13 protein-coding genes are annotated in these 16,250 nt (G+C 67.2%); 10 read left to right on the forward strand and 3 right to left on the reverse strand.

The genetic code is table 11. The annotated features are described in order from the left end of the window. Positions 1-379 precede the first annotated feature (379 nt). Both acs and ACFTR6_RS12880 read left to right on the forward strand, forming a co-directional pair. Positions 380-2,389: an acetate--CoA ligase gene (acs, locus tag ACFTR6_RS12875; RefSeq protein ID WP_377958294.1), complete on the forward strand. Its 2,010-nt coding sequence runs from the start codon at positions 380-382 to the stop codon at positions 2,387-2,389. Positions 2,390-2,522: 133 nt separating this feature from the next. Then, positions 2,523-3,305 (forward strand): DeoR/GlpR family DNA-binding transcription regulator, encoded by a 783-nt coding sequence (locus ACFTR6_RS12880; RefSeq protein ID WP_377958210.1) that lies wholly within the window; start codon positions 2,523-2,525, stop codon positions 3,303-3,305. Positions 3,306-3,312: 7 nt separating this feature from the next. Here the strand turns inward: ACFTR6_RS12880 and ACFTR6_RS12885 are convergent, their stop codons facing one another. Together ACFTR6_RS12885 and ACFTR6_RS12890 are read right to left on the reverse strand one after the other, a co-directional pair. Then, the gene (locus ACFTR6_RS12885; RefSeq protein WP_377958211.1) at positions 3,313-4,332 is read right to left on the reverse strand and encodes a LacI family DNA-binding transcriptional regulator; all 1,020 of its coding nucleotides are present in this window, start codon (positions 4,330-4,332) and stop codon (positions 3,313-3,315) included. A 26-nt stretch (positions 4,333-4,358) separates the two neighbouring features. Then, on the reverse strand, positions 4,359-5,561 hold the full coding sequence (locus tag ACFTR6_RS12890) for a Gfo/Idh/MocA family protein (protein ID WP_377958212.1): 1,203 nt from the start codon (positions 5,559-5,561) through the stop codon (positions 4,359-4,361). A 215-nt stretch (positions 5,562-5,776) separates the two neighbouring features. On the opposite strand from ACFTR6_RS12890, the gene ACFTR6_RS12895 reads away from it, so the two are divergent. From ACFTR6_RS12895 to ACFTR6_RS12925, 7 genes are all read left to right on the forward strand, one after another. Then, positions 5,777-6,727 (forward strand): carbohydrate ABC transporter permease, encoded by a 951-nt coding sequence (locus tag ACFTR6_RS12895; protein ID WP_377958295.1) that lies wholly within the window; start codon positions 5,777-5,779, stop codon positions 6,725-6,727. A gap of 10 nt (positions 6,728-6,737) precedes the next feature. After that, entirely contained in the window at positions 6,738-7,676 is a 939-nt protein-coding gene (locus ACFTR6_RS12900; protein ID WP_076800428.1) for a carbohydrate ABC transporter permease, read from the forward strand. A 46-nt stretch (positions 7,677-7,722) separates the two neighbouring features. Continuing rightward, positions 7,723-9,063, forward strand: coding sequence for an ABC transporter substrate-binding protein (locus ACFTR6_RS12905; protein ID WP_377958296.1), 1,341 nt, complete (start codon positions 7,723-7,725; stop codon positions 9,061-9,063). 131 nt (positions 9,064-9,194) lie between these two features. Further along, positions 9,195-11,399, forward strand: a complete 2,205-nt coding sequence (locus ACFTR6_RS12910; RefSeq protein ID WP_377958213.1) for an alpha-galactosidase — start codon at positions 9,195-9,197, stop codon at positions 11,397-11,399. Positions 11,400-11,504: 105 nt separating this feature from the next. Continuing rightward, a complete protein-coding gene (galE, locus tag ACFTR6_RS12915; RefSeq protein WP_377958214.1) occupies positions 11,505-12,518 on the forward strand; it encodes a UDP-glucose 4-epimerase GalE in 1,014 nt (337 codons plus the stop codon). Positions 12,519-12,590: 72 nt separating this feature from the next. Beyond that, positions 12,591-13,067 (forward strand): type II 3-dehydroquinate dehydratase, encoded by a 477-nt coding sequence (aroQ, locus tag ACFTR6_RS12920; protein WP_377958215.1) that lies wholly within the window; start codon positions 12,591-12,593, stop codon positions 13,065-13,067. Between the two features lie 2 nt (positions 13,068-13,069). Further along, a complete protein-coding gene (locus tag ACFTR6_RS12925) occupies positions 13,070-14,101 on the forward strand; it encodes a DUF2332 domain-containing protein (protein ID WP_377958216.1) in 1,032 nt (343 codons plus the stop codon). A 24-nt stretch (positions 14,102-14,125) separates the two neighbouring features. Here the strand turns inward: ACFTR6_RS12925 and ACFTR6_RS12930 are convergent, their stop codons facing one another. Further along, a complete protein-coding gene (locus ACFTR6_RS12930) occupies positions 14,126-15,310 on the reverse strand; it encodes a MarP family serine protease (RefSeq protein ID WP_377958217.1) in 1,185 nt (394 codons plus the stop codon). A 192-nt stretch (positions 15,311-15,502) separates the two neighbouring features. Here ACFTR6_RS12930 and ACFTR6_RS12935 point away from each other — a divergent pair, with 192 nt between their 5' ends. Further along, positions 15,503-16,180 carry a Crp/Fnr family transcriptional regulator gene (locus ACFTR6_RS12935; RefSeq protein WP_003797871.1) on the forward strand — a complete coding sequence of 226 codons (678 nt, stop codon included), beginning with the start codon at positions 15,503-15,505 and terminating at the stop codon, positions 16,178-16,180. Positions 16,181-16,250 lie beyond the last annotated feature (70 nt).

Raw genomic sequence — 16,250 nt, forward strand, 5'->3', positions numbered from 1 at the left:
GTCCGTTGCGTGATTCCGCCCTACGGCCGGAGCCTGACCACAAGCGGTCTGGCTGCCCCCGGCCACTGTCACGAGTCCATCTCAGCCTAGTCAAGTGGAGGGTGCTTCACTAGCTGACTGGCCGCGGCGCGGCGTGCTCACAGAAGCCCCACAGCTCCGCCAAAGGACCATTCACCGCTAAATGGACACCGCTCACGGCTCCCGGTGTGACGCGGCCCACGCGCCGTTGCCGGAAGCGCTAGTCTGGTTTCGGAACAGCTCTTTGCGGTTTTTCCGGAACGGGCCGGTGCCCTCCGTCGTGCGGCCAACACCGTGCGGCCGGGCAAAGGCCGGGACCGGTGGACCGCGCAGCAAAGATCGATGAATGATGAGGTTCACCATGTCCCAGGACACCCCCGGCTCGACGGCCACCGCTGCCACCCCCAGCCAGCAGGGCGATGCTCTTGAAAACCTGCTGCATGAGAACCGCAAGTTTGCCCCGTCCGAGGAATTCGCCGCCAACGCCGTGGTGGGCGCGGAGGTCTACGAGGAGGCGGCGGCTGACCGGCCGGCGTTCTGGGCGAAGCAGGCCCGTGAGCTGCTGACCTGGAGCAAGGACTTCGATGAGGCGCTGGACTGGTCCAACCCGCCGTTCGCGAAGTGGTTCGTGGGCGGGGAGGTCAACGCGGCCTACAACGCCCTGGACCGGCACGTCGAGAACGGCCTCGGCGACCGGGTTGCCATCCACTTCGAGGGTGAGCCGGGCGATTCCCGCTCCTACACCTACGCGGAACTGACCGAGGAAGTGAAGAAGGCCGCCAACGCCTTCGAGTCCCTCGGCGTGTCCAAGGGCGACCGGGTGGCCGTCTACCTGCCGATGATTCCCGAGGCCGTCGTCACGCTGCTGGCCTGTGCCCGGATCGGTGCGGTGCACTCGGTGGTGTTCGGCGGCTTCTCGGCCGACGCGCTGCGGTCCCGGATCGAGGACGCCGAGGCCAAGCTCGTGGTCACCGCGGACGGCACCTACCGGCGCGGCAAGCCCAGCGCCCTGAAGCCCGCCGTCGACGCCGCCCTCGCCCTCGAAGGGAACGGCGCCGGCCACACGGTCCAGAACGTCGTGGTGGTCAAGCGGAACGGCCAGGACGTGGACTGGCACGAGGGCCGGGACCACTGGTGGGCGGACACGGTCGGGACAGCCTCAGCCGAGCACACCGCCGTCGGGCATGATTCCGAACACCCGCTGTTCATCCTCTACACCTCCGGCACGACCGGAAAGCCCAAGGGCATCCTGCACACCACCGGCGGCTTCCTCACCCAGACCGCCTACACCCACAAGGCCGTCTTCGACCTGCACCCCGAGACGGACGTGTACTGGTGCACGGCCGACGTCGGATGGGTCACCGGGCACTCGTACGTCGCCTACGCGCCGCTCATCAACGGCGCCACCCAGGTCATGTACGAAGGCACCCCGGATTCCCCGCATCAGGGCCGCTGGTGGGAGATCGTGGAGAAGTACAAGGTCTCCATCCTCTACACCGCCCCCACCGCGATCCGCACGTTCATGAAGTGGGGCCGGGACATCCCGGACAAGTACGACCTCTCCTCCATCCGGGTCCTCGGCTCCGTGGGCGAACCCATCAACCCCGAGGCCTGGATGTGGTACCGGGACGTCATCGGCGGCAACAAAGCCCCGATCGTGGACACCTGGTGGCAGACCGAAACCGGCGCGCAGATGATCGCCCCGCTGCCCGGCGTCACGGAAACGAAGCCCGGCTCCGCGCAGGTGCCGCTGCCCGGCATCGCCGTGGACGTCGTGGACGAAATGGGCGAATCGGTCCCGGACGGCCACGGCGGCTTCCTGGTGATCCGTGAGCCCTGGCCTGCCATGCTCCGCGGTATCTGGGGCGACCCCGACCGGTTCAAGGACACCTACTGGTCCCGGTTCGAGACCATGTACTTCGCAGGGGACGGGGCCAAGAAGGACGAGGACGGCGACATCTGGCTCCTGGGCCGCGTGGACGACGTCATGAACGTCTCCGGGCACCGGCTCTCCACCACCGAAATCGAGTCCGCCCTGGTCAGCCACCCGGCGGTGGCGGAGGCCGCCGTCGTGGGCGCCAGCGACGAAACCACCGGCCAGGCCGTCGTCGCGTTCGTCATCCTCCGCGGCGACGCCGTGGACTCCGGCGACCAGATCGTCCAGGACCTGCGCAACCACGTCGGCAAGGAAATCGGCCCGATCGCCAAGCCCAAGACCATCCTGGTGGTGCCCGAGCTGCCCAAGACCCGCTCCGGCAAGATCATGCGCCGGCTCCTCAAGGACGTCGCCGAAGGCCGCGACGTCGGAGACGCCACCACCCTGGCGGACAACAGCGTCATGCAGCAGATCGCCGCATCGCTGAAGAAGTAGGCAAGCGAAAGCAGGGCCCGTCCGGACCACCGGGCGGGCCCTTTTCCTGTTCCCTGTGACGAAGTTACAGTCAGTTCTGGGCGATGATGGGCAGTAACACTCCTGCCCTGACCTGCCGAGTGAAAGGATCCCGATGCTTCCCGCGGCCCGCCACCAATCGATCGTGGACGCCGTCCGGCGCGACCGGGTGGTCCGCGTGTCGGACCTCGCCCAGCAGCTGGGCGTGTCCCTGATGACCGTGCGCCGCGACATCGAGATGCTGGAGGAAAGCGGCCAGGTTGAGCGGATCCATGGCGGAGCCAAGCTGCCCGGGGATGCCAGCACGCACGAGCCCGGGTTCGAACTGAAGTCCACGCAGCTGACTGCACAGAAGCGCGCCATTGCCGTGGAGGCCGCCGCCCTGGTCCACGAGGGCATGGCGGTGGGCCTGAGCGCCGGCACCACCACCTGGGCGCTCGCCAAGGAACTTGCCGGCGGCCCCCGGATCACAGCAGTGACCAACTCAGTGAAAATCGCCGACCTCTTCCACCATGCGTCCGTCTCGGGCTCCGGACGGCACGCCTCAACGGTGATCCTCATCGGCGGCGAGCGCACGCCGTCGGACGCCCTGGTGGGACCCATCGCGACGGCGGCGCTGCGCCAGCTGAACCTGGACCTGCTGTTCCTCGGTGTGCACGGCATGGACGCCGCGGCCGGCTACACCACACCGAACCTCCTGGAGGCCGAAACCAACCGCGCCTTCATCGCCGCCTCCCGCAAGGTGGTGGTCCTGGCGGACCACACCAAATGGGGCACCCAGGGAATCAGCACCATCGCCAAACTCGAGGAAGCCGACGAGGTGATCTGCGATTCCGGCTTGTCCCCCGACGCCCAGCGGATCCTCCGGGACCGGGTGGGCAGGCTGCGGCTCGTCTAGGGGCTGTCTAGGGGCAGCCGCAGGACTGCCTGACCAGGAGCTTCGTCGGGAAGACGCGGTGCTGTGCCGGCTCGCCGCGGTCCGCTCCGACCAGCGCCCGCACGGCAGCTTCGGCCATGTCGCGCACGGGCTGCTCCACCGTGGTCAGCGTCGGCCAGGAGTATTCCGCGTCCTCCGACCCGTCGAACGAGACCAGCGCGATGTCCCCTGGGACGGACAGGCCGGCCTCGTGGAGCGCGCGGAGGATGCCGATGGCCTGCATGTCCGAGCTGGCGAAGATGGCGGTGGGCCGGTGCCCGGAGGCCAGCAGCCGCTGCCCGGCGGCGTAACCGCCCACCCGGGTGAAGGCACTGCGGGCGATGGGGCCTTCGGGCAGCCCGGCACCCCTCAGCGCCTGCACCCAGCCCTCTTCGCGGGCGTCCGCCTCGTTGCCCGTGGTGGTGCCCATGGCCAGCCCGATGTTGGTATGGCCGTGCCCGATCAGATGCTCGACGGCGGTGCGTGCACCTTTGGCCAGGTCCACGCCCACCGTGGTGACGCCCGCCGAACTGCCGCTGTGGCTGAGCAGCACGGACGGGATTTCGGCGGTCTCCAGATCGGCCAGGTCCGGCTCGAACAGCACGCTGGCCAGCACCACGCCGTCCACCTGCCGGGCCGCCAGGTTCCGGATGTTCCGGCGCTCCTTGGCCAGGTTCCCGTCCGAGTTCGTCAGCACCAGGGCGTACCCGAGCGCGCCCGCCGCGTCCTCCACGGCATGGGCCAGCATGGAGAAAAACGGGTTGCTGTTGTCCGGAATGACCAGGCCGATGGTCTCGCTGGAGCCCAGCTTCAGGGCCCGGGCAGCGGCGTTGGGGCGGTAGCCCAGCTGCCGGATCGCTTCCTGGACCTTCGCTTCGGTGGCCGGCGCCACCTTCTTCGGCCCGCCGTTAACCACGTAGCTGACGACGGCGGTGCTCACCCCGGCATACCGCGCAACATCCTTGCGGGTCACCTGGGTACGCGGGGTGGGCACTGCCGGAATGGTCATGGTGTCCATGCTAGCCACAGCCCGCATCAGAGCGTGGCCGGGGCATCACCGAAGTCACGGATGGGGAGGCGTTCGCCGTTGCGCCGGGCAGATTCGTGCGCCACGATGCCGGGAAGGGTGAAGCGCGCGGCCGTCCAGGCGTTCACAGGCGGCAGGGACCCGGTGTTCACGGCCGTGACGAAGTCGTCCACGAGGAAGTGGTGGCTGCCCTCATGGCCGTTGGGCGCGCCGCGGAACTCCTCCGGCAGCCTGTCGCTGTCGTGCACGGGAGCAAGCCCGGAGACGAAGGCATCCCGAAGCTCAGGCGCCACGTTGGCGAGCGAGGGGTCGTCCAGGGCCATGCTGGGCCGGGACTCCACCTGCTCGGAGATGTCATGGACGTTGGCCTTGTCCTGCCAGACCGTCACCTTGGCCAGCTGCTCGAAGCCGGCCTCGGTGCCGAAGAAGCGGAACCGTGATTCCCGGATGTGCGAGGGGTAGCCCACCCGGCGCATCTCGTTGGTCCGCATGGCTCCGCCGTCGTTCAGTTCAAAAAGCGCCGTGGCGTTGGAGAAGTCGTTCCCGAACATGCTGATGTCCTTGTCGAACACGCCGTCCTGGCGGTCGTCCTTCACGCCGACGCAGCTGACGCTGACGGCGTGCGCCGGCAGTGCGCCGAGGACCCCTCCGATGGCGTGGGTCGGGTACAGCATTGGAGGGTAGCTGGCCGTCTCCTTCCAGCGTTCGCCGCCGCTGTACTGGTAGGCGTCGTAGAAGCCCAGGTCCATGTCGTGCACGTAGTCGCCCTCAGAGTAGAAAACCCGCCCGAACTTGCCGGCCGCGTGCTGCTGGCGCGCATAGACCGTGGCCGGGTTGTAGTAGCTGGTTTCGCCCATCATGTAGACCTTGCGGGTCTCCCGGACGGCGTCGATGATCCTGGCGATCTCATCCTCGGTGACAGCCATGGGCACCGCCGAGTAGACATGCTTTCCGGCGCGGAGCGCCCGCTCCACCAGCGGCCCGTGAGTCCACCGCTGCGTGAAGATGGCGACGGCGTCGACGTCGGACGCCAGCAGCTCGTCGAAGGTGCCAAGGGAGCCGGCCAGCCCGTAACGTTCGATGGCCTCGGCGGCGCGTTCCGGCCGCTCGTCCACCACGAAGACGTCGCTGACTCCGGGATGCAGGTGAAAGAGATGGGCGAACTGGGCACCGAACTGCCCGACCCCGACTACTCCGATTGAAAACGCCATTGTTCCTGCCTTCCAAGGTTTGGGCAGCGCCGCGTTTACGGCCCGCGCATATGCTGCGCCACAGTCTTGCACCCAAATCTACTCGAGTCAACGCCTGCAACGTTGCAGAACTTCGGCGCAGTAATGGCAACAAAATTTTTCTTGCGCCCCCTCATCTACTCGTGTAGATTCGTTGGCGATTGTTAGTTCCATCACACACCCAGGAAGGGTCGATGATGACCACCCTTACCAAGAACCCAGCAGCCAGGAGTGATCAGCGGCCGGCGCGGTCCGGCAGCAAACGCCGAGGCGGCCTCCGGCGGTACGGCGACCTCAAGATCGCCCTCTTCTTCATCGCCCCGGCAATGATCGGTTTCATCCTGTTCTACGTAGTGCCCACCATCCGGGGGATCTACCTGAGCTTCACGGAGTACAACATCCTTGGCGACCCGGAGTGGGTGGGCCTGGACAACTACGCGGCGATTGCCAAGGACCCGCTGTTTTGGAATTCTCTGGGCGTCACAGGCCAGTACGTCCTCATGAACATCGCACTCCAGACGGCGCTGGCGCTGGTCCTGGCGCTCCTGATGGACAGGGTGGCAAAGTCCACCCTGGTCCGGGGTGCGCTGCTCCTGCCCTACCTGATGTCGAACGTCATCGCAGCACTGCTGTGGTTTTGGATGCTGGACTACCAGATCGGCATCGTGAACCAGTTCATCGAATGGGCAGGCCTCCCCCGCGTCGCATTCTTCGGCAGCGAGGAGTGGGCCATTCCCACCCAGGCCCTGATCAACACGTGGCGCCACATGGGCTACACCGCACTGCTGATCTTCGCCGGCCTCCAGGCCATCCCGCAGCACCTCTACGAAGTGGCCAAACTGGACGGCGCGTCACCGTTCCAGACCTTCCGCAAGATCACCCTGCCGCTGCTTCGCCCGGTCCTGGTCCTGGTCCTGGTGGTCACCGTGATCGGTTCCTTCCAGGTCTTCGACACCGTGGCAGTAACCACGCAGGGCGGACCGGTCAACGCCACCCGCGTCATCCAGTACTACATCTACCAGCGTGCCTTCACCGAGTCGGACTTCGGCTACGGATCCGCCATCGCCGTCATCCTCTTCCTCATCCTCGCCCTCGTTGCCTTCATCCAGATGAAGTTCCTCCGGGGCAACGAGTCGGACCTGGACTAAGGAGTCCCGCATGACCACCACCAGCCGTGCACCGCAGCAGGCCACCGCACCGCGCCGCGCAACCACCCGCCGTCGTACCTTTAACGCCCGCCGTGCGGGCGCCTGGGCCCTGCTGGCCCTCGCCATCGCCGTCTCGGTGCTCCCGTTCCTCTGGGTGTTCCGGACCGCACTGTCCACCAACGGGGCGCTGGCCACCCAATCGGCCAGCCTGCTCCCTGCAGACTTCACAGTTGGCGCCTTCATGCGCGTCTTCGGGCTGCAGAGCCCGGCCGACGCCGTCGCGGAGGGCGGCTCCGGTGCCGCCATCGACTTCTGGCTGTACCTGCGCAACTCGGTCGTCTTTTCCTCCATCACCACCGCCGGGGCCGTGTTCTTCAGCGCGATGGCTGCCTACGCCTTCGCCCGGCTCCGCTGGAAGGGCCGGAACGCGGTGTTCAGCCTTTTCCTGGGCACCATGCTGGTCCCGCCGATCTTCACGGCCCTGCCCAACTTCCTCCTGATCAAAAACCTGGACCTGCTCAACACGATGCTCGGGATGGTCCTCCCCTATGTCTTCATGACGCCGTTCGCAATCTTCTTCCTCCGGCAGTTCTTCCTGAACATGTCCCGCGAAGTTGAGGAGGCAGCCATGCTCGACGGCGCCAAGCACCTGCGCATCTTCTTCCAGATCGTTCTCCCCAACGCCGCTGCACCCATCGCCACCCTTGCGCTGCTGACCTTCATCGGCCAGTGGAACGAATATTTCTGGCCCCTGCTGGTCGGATCCCAGGACGACGTACGCGTCCTTCAGGTGGGACTCGGCGTCTTCAAGTCGCAGTCCCCGCAGGGCGCACCGGACTGGTCCGGCCTCATGGCCGCCACCCTGGTCTCGGCGCTGCCTGTCCTGGTCCTCTTCGCCGCCTTCGGCAAGAAGATCGTCAACTCCATCGGATTCTCCGGAATCAAATAAACACCCCCCTGCTCCTCCTCCACCCCACCCGAACGGAAAGAACATGATGAAGAAATCCCTCGGCACCGTCGCCGTCGCCGCCGCCATGGCGCTCTCCCTCTCCGCCTGCGGCGGTTCAGGATCCTCCGCAGAATCGGCCAAGGGCGAGATCAGCTACTGGCTCTGGGACGCCAACCAGCTGCCCGCCTACCAGCAGTGCGCCGACGACTTCACCAAGGCCAACCCCGACATCAAGGTCAAGATCACCCAGCGCGGCTGGGACGACTACTGGAGCACGCTCACCAACGGGTTTGTCGGCGGCACGGCCCCCGACGTCTTTACCAACCATCTCGGACGCTACGGCGAACTCGCCGAGAACAAGCAGCTGCTGCCCATTGACGACGCCGTCAAGAAGGACAACGTGGACCTGACAGCCTACAACGAGGGCCTCGCGGACCTCTGGGTTGGCCAGGACGGCAAGCGCTACGGCCTGCCGAAGGACTGGGACACCATCGGGCTCTTCTACAACAAGGCCATGCTCGCCAAGGCCGGCATCTCCGAGGACCAGTTGAAGAACCTGACTTGGAACCCGCAGGACGGCGGAACGTACGAGAAGGTCATCGCCCGCCTGACCGTCGACAAGAACGGCAAGCGCGGCGATGAAGCCGGCTTCGACAAGAACAACGTGGCCGTCTACGGCCTAGGACTCAACGGCGGCGGCGACTCCTCCGGCCAAACCGAGTGGAGCTACCTGACCAACACCACCGGCTGGTCCCACACCGACAAAAACCCGTGGGGCACGCACTACAACTACGACGACCCCAAGTTCCAGTCCTCCATCGACTGGTTCGCCGGACTGGTCAAGAAGGGGTACATGCCCAAGCTTGAGTCCACCGTCGGCGCGGCCATGGCCGACACGTTCGCTGCCGGCAAGTCGGCCATCAATGCCCACGGTTCGTGGATGATCGGCCAGTACACCGGCTACAAGGGCATCGAGGTGGGCATCGCCCCCACTCCGGCGGGCCCGGAGGGCAAGCGTGCGTCGATGTTCAACGGCCTGGCCGACTCGGTCTGGGCCGGAACCAAGAAGAAGGACGCAGCCATCAAGTGGGTGGAGTACCTTGCCTCCGCACCGTGCCAGGACGTCGTTGCGTCCAAGGCTGTCGTCTTCCCCGCCCTTAAGGCATCGTCAGACAAGGCCTCTGCAGCGTTCAAGGCCAAGGGCGTCGACGTCACGGCCTTCACCGACCAGGTAAAGAACAAGACCACCTTCCTGTACCCCATCACTGACAACACCGCCAAGGTCAAGGGCATCATGGAGCCTGCCATGGACGCCGTGGTCTCCGGCAAGCAGCCGGCCAGTTCCCTGACCGACGCCAACAGCCAGGTCAACGCCCTCTTCAAGTAGGGATTCAACCGGGCATAAATAAAAGCCCGGCGAATCCAGCCAGCACCACCGGCGGGGCCGGGACCGCGGATGCCGCGGCCGGCCCCGCACCACCTTCTAGCTACCTGCTAAACCACGAAAGAGACTTACGTATGGATCCCCTGCACCTCCGTTCCGCCGGCACCAGCCTGGTGATCAGCTTCGACAGCGGGGAGGCCGAGGTGATCCACTGGGGCGCCGACCTTGGCAGCGAACTCCCTGACCTGTCCATCCTCACGCCGGCGATCACCAACTCCGCCATCGACGTCACCGTCCCGGCGGGACTGCTCCCCCAGGCGTCCTCCAGCTGGCGCGGCCGGCCGGCGCTGCGCGGCCACAGGATTGCCGACGGCGCCTCCGGGCTCGATTTTTCTGTTCGGCTGCGCGCGGTCCACGCCGAACTGGCCGGCAGCTCCGCCGCCGTCGTCCAGCAGGACGCCGACGCCGGCATCACTGTCCAGTCCTCCCTTACCCTGCACGACGGCGGCCTGCTGGAGCTGCAGCACACCGTCACCAACACCGGAACGTCGCCGTTCCAGCTGGACGAACTGGCCACCGTTCTCCCGGTGGCTCCGGACGCCGTCGAACTTCTCGACCTGACCGGCCGCTGGTGCCGGGAACGGCACCCGCAGCGCCGCCCCATCCAGCAGGGCACCTGGGTGCGTTCCGGCCGGCACGGGCGGACCGGGCACGACTCCTCGCTGCTGTTCGCGGCCGGCACGGCCGGCTTCGGCAACCGCCACGGCCGGGTCTGGGCCACCCACCTGGCCTGGAGCGGCAATCACGAACAGTTCGCTGACACCATCGGCGACGGCCGCACCATGATCGGCGGCTCCGAACTGCTGGGCCCGGCCGAGGTCATCCTCGAACCGGGCGCCGGCTACACCACACCCAAGCTCTTCGCCGCCTACTCGGGCCGCGGCCTGGACGGCATCAGCGAGGCGTTCTACAGCTGGTTCCGTTCCCGCCCGCACCACGTGCTTCCGGCGGCGGGCGGCGGCAAGCCCACCGGTAAGCCGCGCCCGGTGGTGCTGAACACGTGGGAGGCTGTCTACTTCGACCACAACCTGGACACCCTGATCGAACTCGCGGACTCGGCCGCCGACCTCGGCGTGGAGCGCTTCGTCCTGGACGACGGCTGGTTCCGCGGCCGCCGCGACGACACCGCGGGCCTCGGCGACTGGTTCGTGGACGAGACGCTCTGGCCGGACGGGCTGACGCCGCTCATCGACGCCGTCACCTCCCGGGGCATGGAGTTCGGCCTGTGGGTGGAGCCCGAGATGATCAACCTCAACTCGGACGTGGCGCGGGCGCACCCGGACTGGATCGTGGGACCGGCGGCCGTATCCCACAAGGACGGTGGGCGCCTGCCCCTGGCATGGCGGAACCAGCACATCATCGACCTGGTGAACCCGGAGGCGTGGCAGTACATCTTTGACCGGATCGATGCCCTGCTGCGCGGGAACAACATCAGCTACCTGAAGTGGGACCAGAACCGCGACCTCACCGAGCATGGGCACGCCGGACGCTCGTCCGTCCACGCCCAGACCCTCGCCGCCTACCGCCTGTTCGACGAGCTGCGGAAGGCCCATCCCGGCGTCGAGATTGAAAGCTGTTCCTCCGGCGGGGCCCGCGTGGATCTGGGCATTCTGGAGCGCACCGACCGGATCTGGGCTTCGGACTGCAACGACGCCCTGGAACGGCAGACCATCCAGCGCTGGACCGGCGTCGTGGTTCCGCCCGAACTCGTCGGCGGCCACGTCGGCCCCACCACCTCCCACACCACCGCCCGTACGCACGACCTGTCCTTCCGGGCCATCACCGCGCTGTTCGGCCACTTCGGGATGGAGTGGGACGTCCGGGAGATGCAGGGCGACGAGCGCGAGGAGTTGAAGCGGTTCATCGCCCTCTACAAGGAACACCGCGGGCTCATCCACAGCGGCCGGGTGGTCCGTGCCGACGTCCCCGACGATTCGCTCATGCTGCACGGTGTGGTGGCCAGCTCAGCTCAGCTTGCTGGTGCTGCTGCGGGCACGACCGCGGCCCTGTTCGCCCTGGTCAGCACTCGCACCTCGTTCGCGGAGCAGCCGGGCCGGGTTGCGCTGCCCGGACTGGACGGGGCACGCCGCTACCGGGTGGAAGCCATCTTCCCCGTCGCCGGGGACGCCGACTACGGCCACACCTTCACCCAGATCCAGCCGCCGGCCTGGCTGGGCTCCGGCGCCGAAGCCAGCGGCCGCTTCCTGTCCGAGGTCGGGCTGCCGATGCCCAACCTGAACCCGGAGCACAGCCTGGTCCTGCAGGTCACGGCGCTCTAACCCGATCAGTGAAGCCTGCCCCGGTGTCCCCGCCAGTCCCCTGCGTCCCCGCCCCGGACTGGCGGGGGCGCCGGGCAGGCTCCATTTCAGACGAACGGAACACCTATGAAGATTCTGGTCACTGGCGGCACCGGGTACATCGGTTCCCACACCGTCCTCTCCCTGCAGGAAGCCGGCCATGACGTGGTGGTCATCGATAACCTCGCCAACTCCAGCAGCGAATCGCTGCAGCGGGTCGCCGGGCTCACAGGCAAGCAGGCTGCATTCCACCACACGGACCTCCTGGACGAGCCGGCCGTCGACGCCGTCTTCGGACAGCACGACATTGACGCCGTCATTCACTTCGCGGGGCTCAAGGCCGTGGGCGAATCGGTCCACGAACCGGTGAAGTACTACTACAACAACCTCGTGGGCACCCTGAACCTGATCCGCGCAATGGACCGTCACGGCGTCCGCTCGATCGTCTTCAGCTCCTCGGCCACGGTCTACGGCGCGCACAACGCCGTTCCGTACGTGGAGAAGATGGAAATTGGCGCCACCAACCCCTACGGGCGCACGAAGGAACAGATCGAGGACATCCTCTCCGACCTTGGCGCCGCGGACAGCCGCTGGAACATCGCCCTCCTGCGCTACTTCAACCCGGTGGGCGCCCACCCCTCGGGGCGGATCGGCGAAGACCCGCAGGGCATCCCCAACAACCTCGTGCCCTTCATCGCGCAGGTGGCCGTAGGCCGCCGTGAAAAGCTCATGGTGTTCGGCGGCGACTACGACACGCCCGACGGAACGTGCCTGCGCGACTACATCCACGTCGTCGACCTCGCCGAAGGCCACGTGGCAGCCCTGAATCACATTGCGGGAAAGGCCGGCGTGTACCGCTGGAATCTCGGTTCGGGTACCGGGTCCTCGGTGCTGGAAGTCCTGCGCTCCTTTGAAAAAGCATTGGGCACCTCCATCCCGTACGAGATCACGGGCCGGCGGCCGGGAGATTTGCCCGCCTTCTGGGCGGACGCCACCTCCGCCATGGCCGACCTCTCCTGGTCCACCACCAGGTCGCTGGACCAGATGTGCGAGGACCACTGGCGCTGGCAGAAAAACAACCCCAATGGCTACGCCGGCTAAGACGGGCGCTAGTTGGCTGCCCAGCGTGAGCGGTTGCACGGCACGGCAACCGGACGCGATAGATTGGCAGTCATGACTGAAGCCCCCTCCGCCACCGAAGCCGGCCGCGGCACCATCCTCGTCCTGAACGGCCCCAACCTGAACCTCCTCGGCACCCGCGAACCGGAGAAGTACGGCACGGCCACCCTGGCCGACGTCGAACGGCTCGCCAAGGACGCCGCCGCCGCCCACGGCCTGGACGTCGAGTGCTTCCAGTCCAACCATGAAGGCGCGCTGGTGGACGCCATACACGCCGCCCGCGGCAAGGCCATCGGCATTGTGCTGAACGCCGGGGCCTACACCCACACCTCGGTTGCCATCCGGGACGCCATCTCCGCGGTCCAGGTTCCCGCGGTGGAAGTCCACATCACCAACGTGCACGCCCGCGAGCCATTCCGCCACCACTCCTACCTCTCGGACATCAGCAAGGCCGTGATCGCCGGCGCCGGGATTATGGGTTACCGGTTCGCCGTGGAGTACCTCGCCGACCTGAACGCCGGCAAGGCCTGACCATGCCGGCGGCGGGGTCAGGCACCGGGACCGCGGAGTGGTACCGGCACTTCGGCACCGTTGATGCCCCCGGTTCCTCACCCTGCTACGCCGACTGGTCCGTGCACATCGCCGGCGATCCCGAGCTGATCGCCCGGATCGACGAATGGCCGTACAACAAGCGGCAGCCCCTGCTGATGCTCGCCGCGGCCCGCTTCCTCGGCGCCGGAATGTCCCCGTACGCAGAGTTCCGGAGGTTCCTGGACGAGCATTGGGACGAGGTCTCGCGCATCGTCCTGTCCCGCGCAACCCAGACCAACGAGGTGGGCCGCTGCGCCACCCTGCTTCCCTCGCTTGCGGTGATCGCCGCCACCGAGGGCCGGCCGCTCGCCCTGATCGAGGTGGGCGCCTCCGCGGGGCTCGCCCTGTTCCCGGACCGCTACAGCTATGAGTTCGACGACGGCGGAACGGTTACGCGGGTGGGTCCCCATGGATCCGGCGAACGCCCGGAGCCTCCTGTCCTGCACTGCAGGACATCCGGCCCCGTTCCCCTGCCGGACAGCCTTCCGGAGGTGGTGTGGCGGGCCGGGATTGATCTGAACCCCCTTGACGTGCGGAATCCCGACGACGTCGCCTGGCTTGAGGCGCTGATCTGGCCGGAGCAGGAGTTCCGCCGCGAGCGGCTGCGGCGGGCCATTGCCGTCGCCCGGGAGGATCCCCCTTTGCTGGTGGCCGGCGATCTGAACGCGCAGCTGCCGTCGCTGGCCGCCCAGGCACCCGCCGATGCCGCACTGGTGGTCTTGCACAGCGCCGTCATGGGTTACCTCAGCGCTGACGGGCGCGCGCAGTTCCGGGCCACCATGCAGGGCCTGGCGCGTGACCGTGGCTGCCACTGGCTCTCCAACGAGGGCGAGACGGTGATCTTCCAGGAGGACGGCTCCTCCGTGGTCCCGGAGATGGACGCCGGCCGGCTCCGCGGGAACTTCCTGCTGCAGCATGACGGCCGGCCGGTCGCCATCACGGGCCCGCACGGCCAGCGCCTGGACTGGCTCTAGCCGGATCCGTGCTGGCGGATGGCCCTACTGCTGGATGCACTGTCCCGGCGATACCGGGCTGGAGAGGCTCGGTGCCTCTGCTGCCACCGGCCGGAGGTCGATCATCGGAATCGCGAAGCCCAAGGCAGCGTTGGATGTAGCCTTCGCGAAGATCACGCCCGCCACCTCCCCGTTGGTGGTGAGCAGCGGCCCGCCCGAGTTGCCCGGCTGGACGTCGCCCGCGAGCTTGTACACCTCGTCCGGAGCCGGGTTGTTGCCATAGATGTCCGGCACCAGCACCGTGGAGATGCCCTGCACTGTGGCCGGCTTGGACTGGTAGGGGCCGCCGTGCGGGTAGCCGGCGACCGCGGCGGCGGTTCCCGCGGGCAGGTCGGAACTGAGCGGCAGCGCCGCGGTGGGCAGTCCGTCCACGGCCAGGACTGCGAGGTCGCGCTTGCTGTCGAAGTACACAACCCTGCCGGGCATGGCGCCGCCCCCGGGGACCTCCACCACGGGCTGCGACACGCCTGCCACGACGTGCGCGTTGGTCACCACGCGTCCGGGCGAGACCACAAAGCCTGTTCCGGTCTGGTTCTGCCCGCACTGGAACGCGGTTCCGGCGATCTTCAGGACCGAACCGGCTGCCCTGTTCAGTGCCGGGGTGTCCGTGTTGGCGTTGGGAACGGGGACCTGCTGGTCCTGCCCGATGCCCTCGATGAGCGTCGGGATCCCGTTGCCGATCACCGCCGAGCGCAGCTGGGCCATGGCGGACTTGACCGGGTTGGGCGTCATTCCGTCTATGAAACGGATCACCTTGGATTCGGCCAGCTGCTGCGAAACGAAGGGCACACCGAGTGCACTGATGCTGAAGGCCAGCATGGACATGACCAGCGCGGACACTATGAGGTTCACCGCCCCGCCGATGAGCCGGTCCACAGCCCGGAGCGGTCTCATCCGGACGGCGCTGCGGATGCTGCGCCCGACCATCGTGCCCAATGCGTTGCCGAGGACCACCAGAAGGACGGCCGTGCCGACGATGGCGGTCAGGCGCCACCCGCTGTCCTCCACGAAGTCGCTGACCAGCGGAACGGAGAGAAAGGCGGCCACGGCACCGGCCGCAAAACCGGCAAGGCCGCCGACGGTCACCAGGAAGCCGTTGCGCAGGCCGTAAATGAGATAGGACAAAAGCGTGAGAATCAACGCAAGGTCCAGAACGGTCAGGCCAAACACCGGGTCTCCTCAAAAGCAGCTGAGTCCCGATTCTACTGGCGAAGTCTGACAATTTGCCGTGGATGCCCGGCGCCGGCGCTGGTCTTGCGGCGACTTCTAGGGCGTTTCAGCTGCCAAGTACGTCACAGACCGTTGAAAATTCTGAAACAATGGCACAAGCGCCCTAGACGACACTTTTACTCAGGAGAATTCATGGACATCGAGGTACTGCGCCGCGCACCCCTTTTCGCCACTCTGGACGACGACGCGTTCCGCCTGCTGACGGACGAACTGACCGAGGTCGACCTGTCCCGCGGCGCGTCCGTCTTCCGCGAGGGCGACCAGGGTGACCAGCTGTACTTCATCGTCTCCGGCAAGGTAAAGCTCGGCCGCACCTCCCCCGACGGCCGCGAGTCCCTGCTGGCCATCCTCGGCCCGGGTGAACTCTTCGGCGAGATGGCCCTGTTCGACCCGAGCCCGCGGACCGCCACGGCCACCGCCGTCTCCGAGACCCGCCTCGCCGGCCTCAAGAACGAGAGCCTGAACTCCCTGCTCCGGACCCGCCCCGAGGTCTCGGCCCAGCTGCTGCAGGCCCTGGCCCGCCGCCTCCGCCGCACCAACGACTCCCTCTCCGACCTCGTCTTCTCCGACGTGCCTGGCCGCGTCGCCAAGGCCCTCCTGGACCTCGCCGACCGGTTCGGCCGTCCCGCCACCGACGGTGTCCTGGTGGCACACGAGCTCACCCAGGAAGAGCTGGCCCAGCTGGTTGGCGCCTCCCGCGAGACCGTCAACAAGGCACTGGCCGAGTTCGTCCAGCGCGGCTGGCTCCGCCTCGAGGCCCGCGCCGTAGTCATCCTGGACATGCAGCGCCTCCGCCAGCGCTCCCGCTAGTTCACAACAGCAAAAGGCCGCCCGTTCATCTCGGGCGGCCTTTCGCTTTTAACTCACGTGATTGCTACCG

This window comes from Arthrobacter sp. NPDC057009, from assembly GCF_042673905.1.
GTDB lineage: Bacteria > Actinomycetota > Actinomycetes > Actinomycetales > Micrococcaceae > Arthrobacter.

Excerpts from the sequence above, each read along its gene's own strand:
- acs (WP_377958294.1), top strand. The coding sequence starts at position 380 with ATGTCCCAGGACACCCCCGGCTCGACGGCCACCGCTGCCACCCCCAGC.
- ACFTR6_RS12880 (WP_377958210.1), top strand. The coding sequence starts at position 2,523 with ATGCTTCCCGCGGCCCGCCACCAATCGATCGTGGACGCCGTCCGGCGC.
- ACFTR6_RS12885 (WP_377958211.1), bottom strand. The coding sequence starts at position 4,332 with ATGACCATTCCGGCAGTGCCCACCCCGCGTACCCAGGTGACCCGCAAG.
- ACFTR6_RS12890 (WP_377958212.1), bottom strand. The coding sequence starts at position 5,561 with ATGGCGTTTTCAATCGGAGTAGTCGGGGTCGGGCAGTTCGGTGCCCAG.
- ACFTR6_RS12895 (WP_377958295.1), top strand. The coding sequence starts at position 5,777 with ATGACCACCCTTACCAAGAACCCAGCAGCCAGGAGTGATCAGCGGCCG.
- ACFTR6_RS12900 (WP_076800428.1), top strand. The coding sequence starts at position 6,738 with ATGACCACCACCAGCCGTGCACCGCAGCAGGCCACCGCACCGCGCCGC.
- ACFTR6_RS12905 (WP_377958296.1), top strand. The coding sequence starts at position 7,723 with ATGAAGAAATCCCTCGGCACCGTCGCCGTCGCCGCCGCCATGGCGCTC.
- ACFTR6_RS12910 (WP_377958213.1), top strand. The coding sequence starts at position 9,195 with ATGGATCCCCTGCACCTCCGTTCCGCCGGCACCAGCCTGGTGATCAGC.
- galE (WP_377958214.1), top strand. The coding sequence starts at position 11,505 with ATGAAGATTCTGGTCACTGGCGGCACCGGGTACATCGGTTCCCACACC.
- aroQ (WP_377958215.1), top strand. The coding sequence starts at position 12,591 with ATGACTGAAGCCCCCTCCGCCACCGAAGCCGGCCGCGGCACCATCCTC.
- ACFTR6_RS12925 (WP_377958216.1), top strand. The coding sequence starts at position 13,070 with ATGCCGGCGGCGGGGTCAGGCACCGGGACCGCGGAGTGGTACCGGCAC.
- ACFTR6_RS12935 (WP_003797871.1), top strand. The coding sequence starts at position 15,503 with ATGGACATCGAGGTACTGCGCCGCGCACCCCTTTTCGCCACTCTGGAC.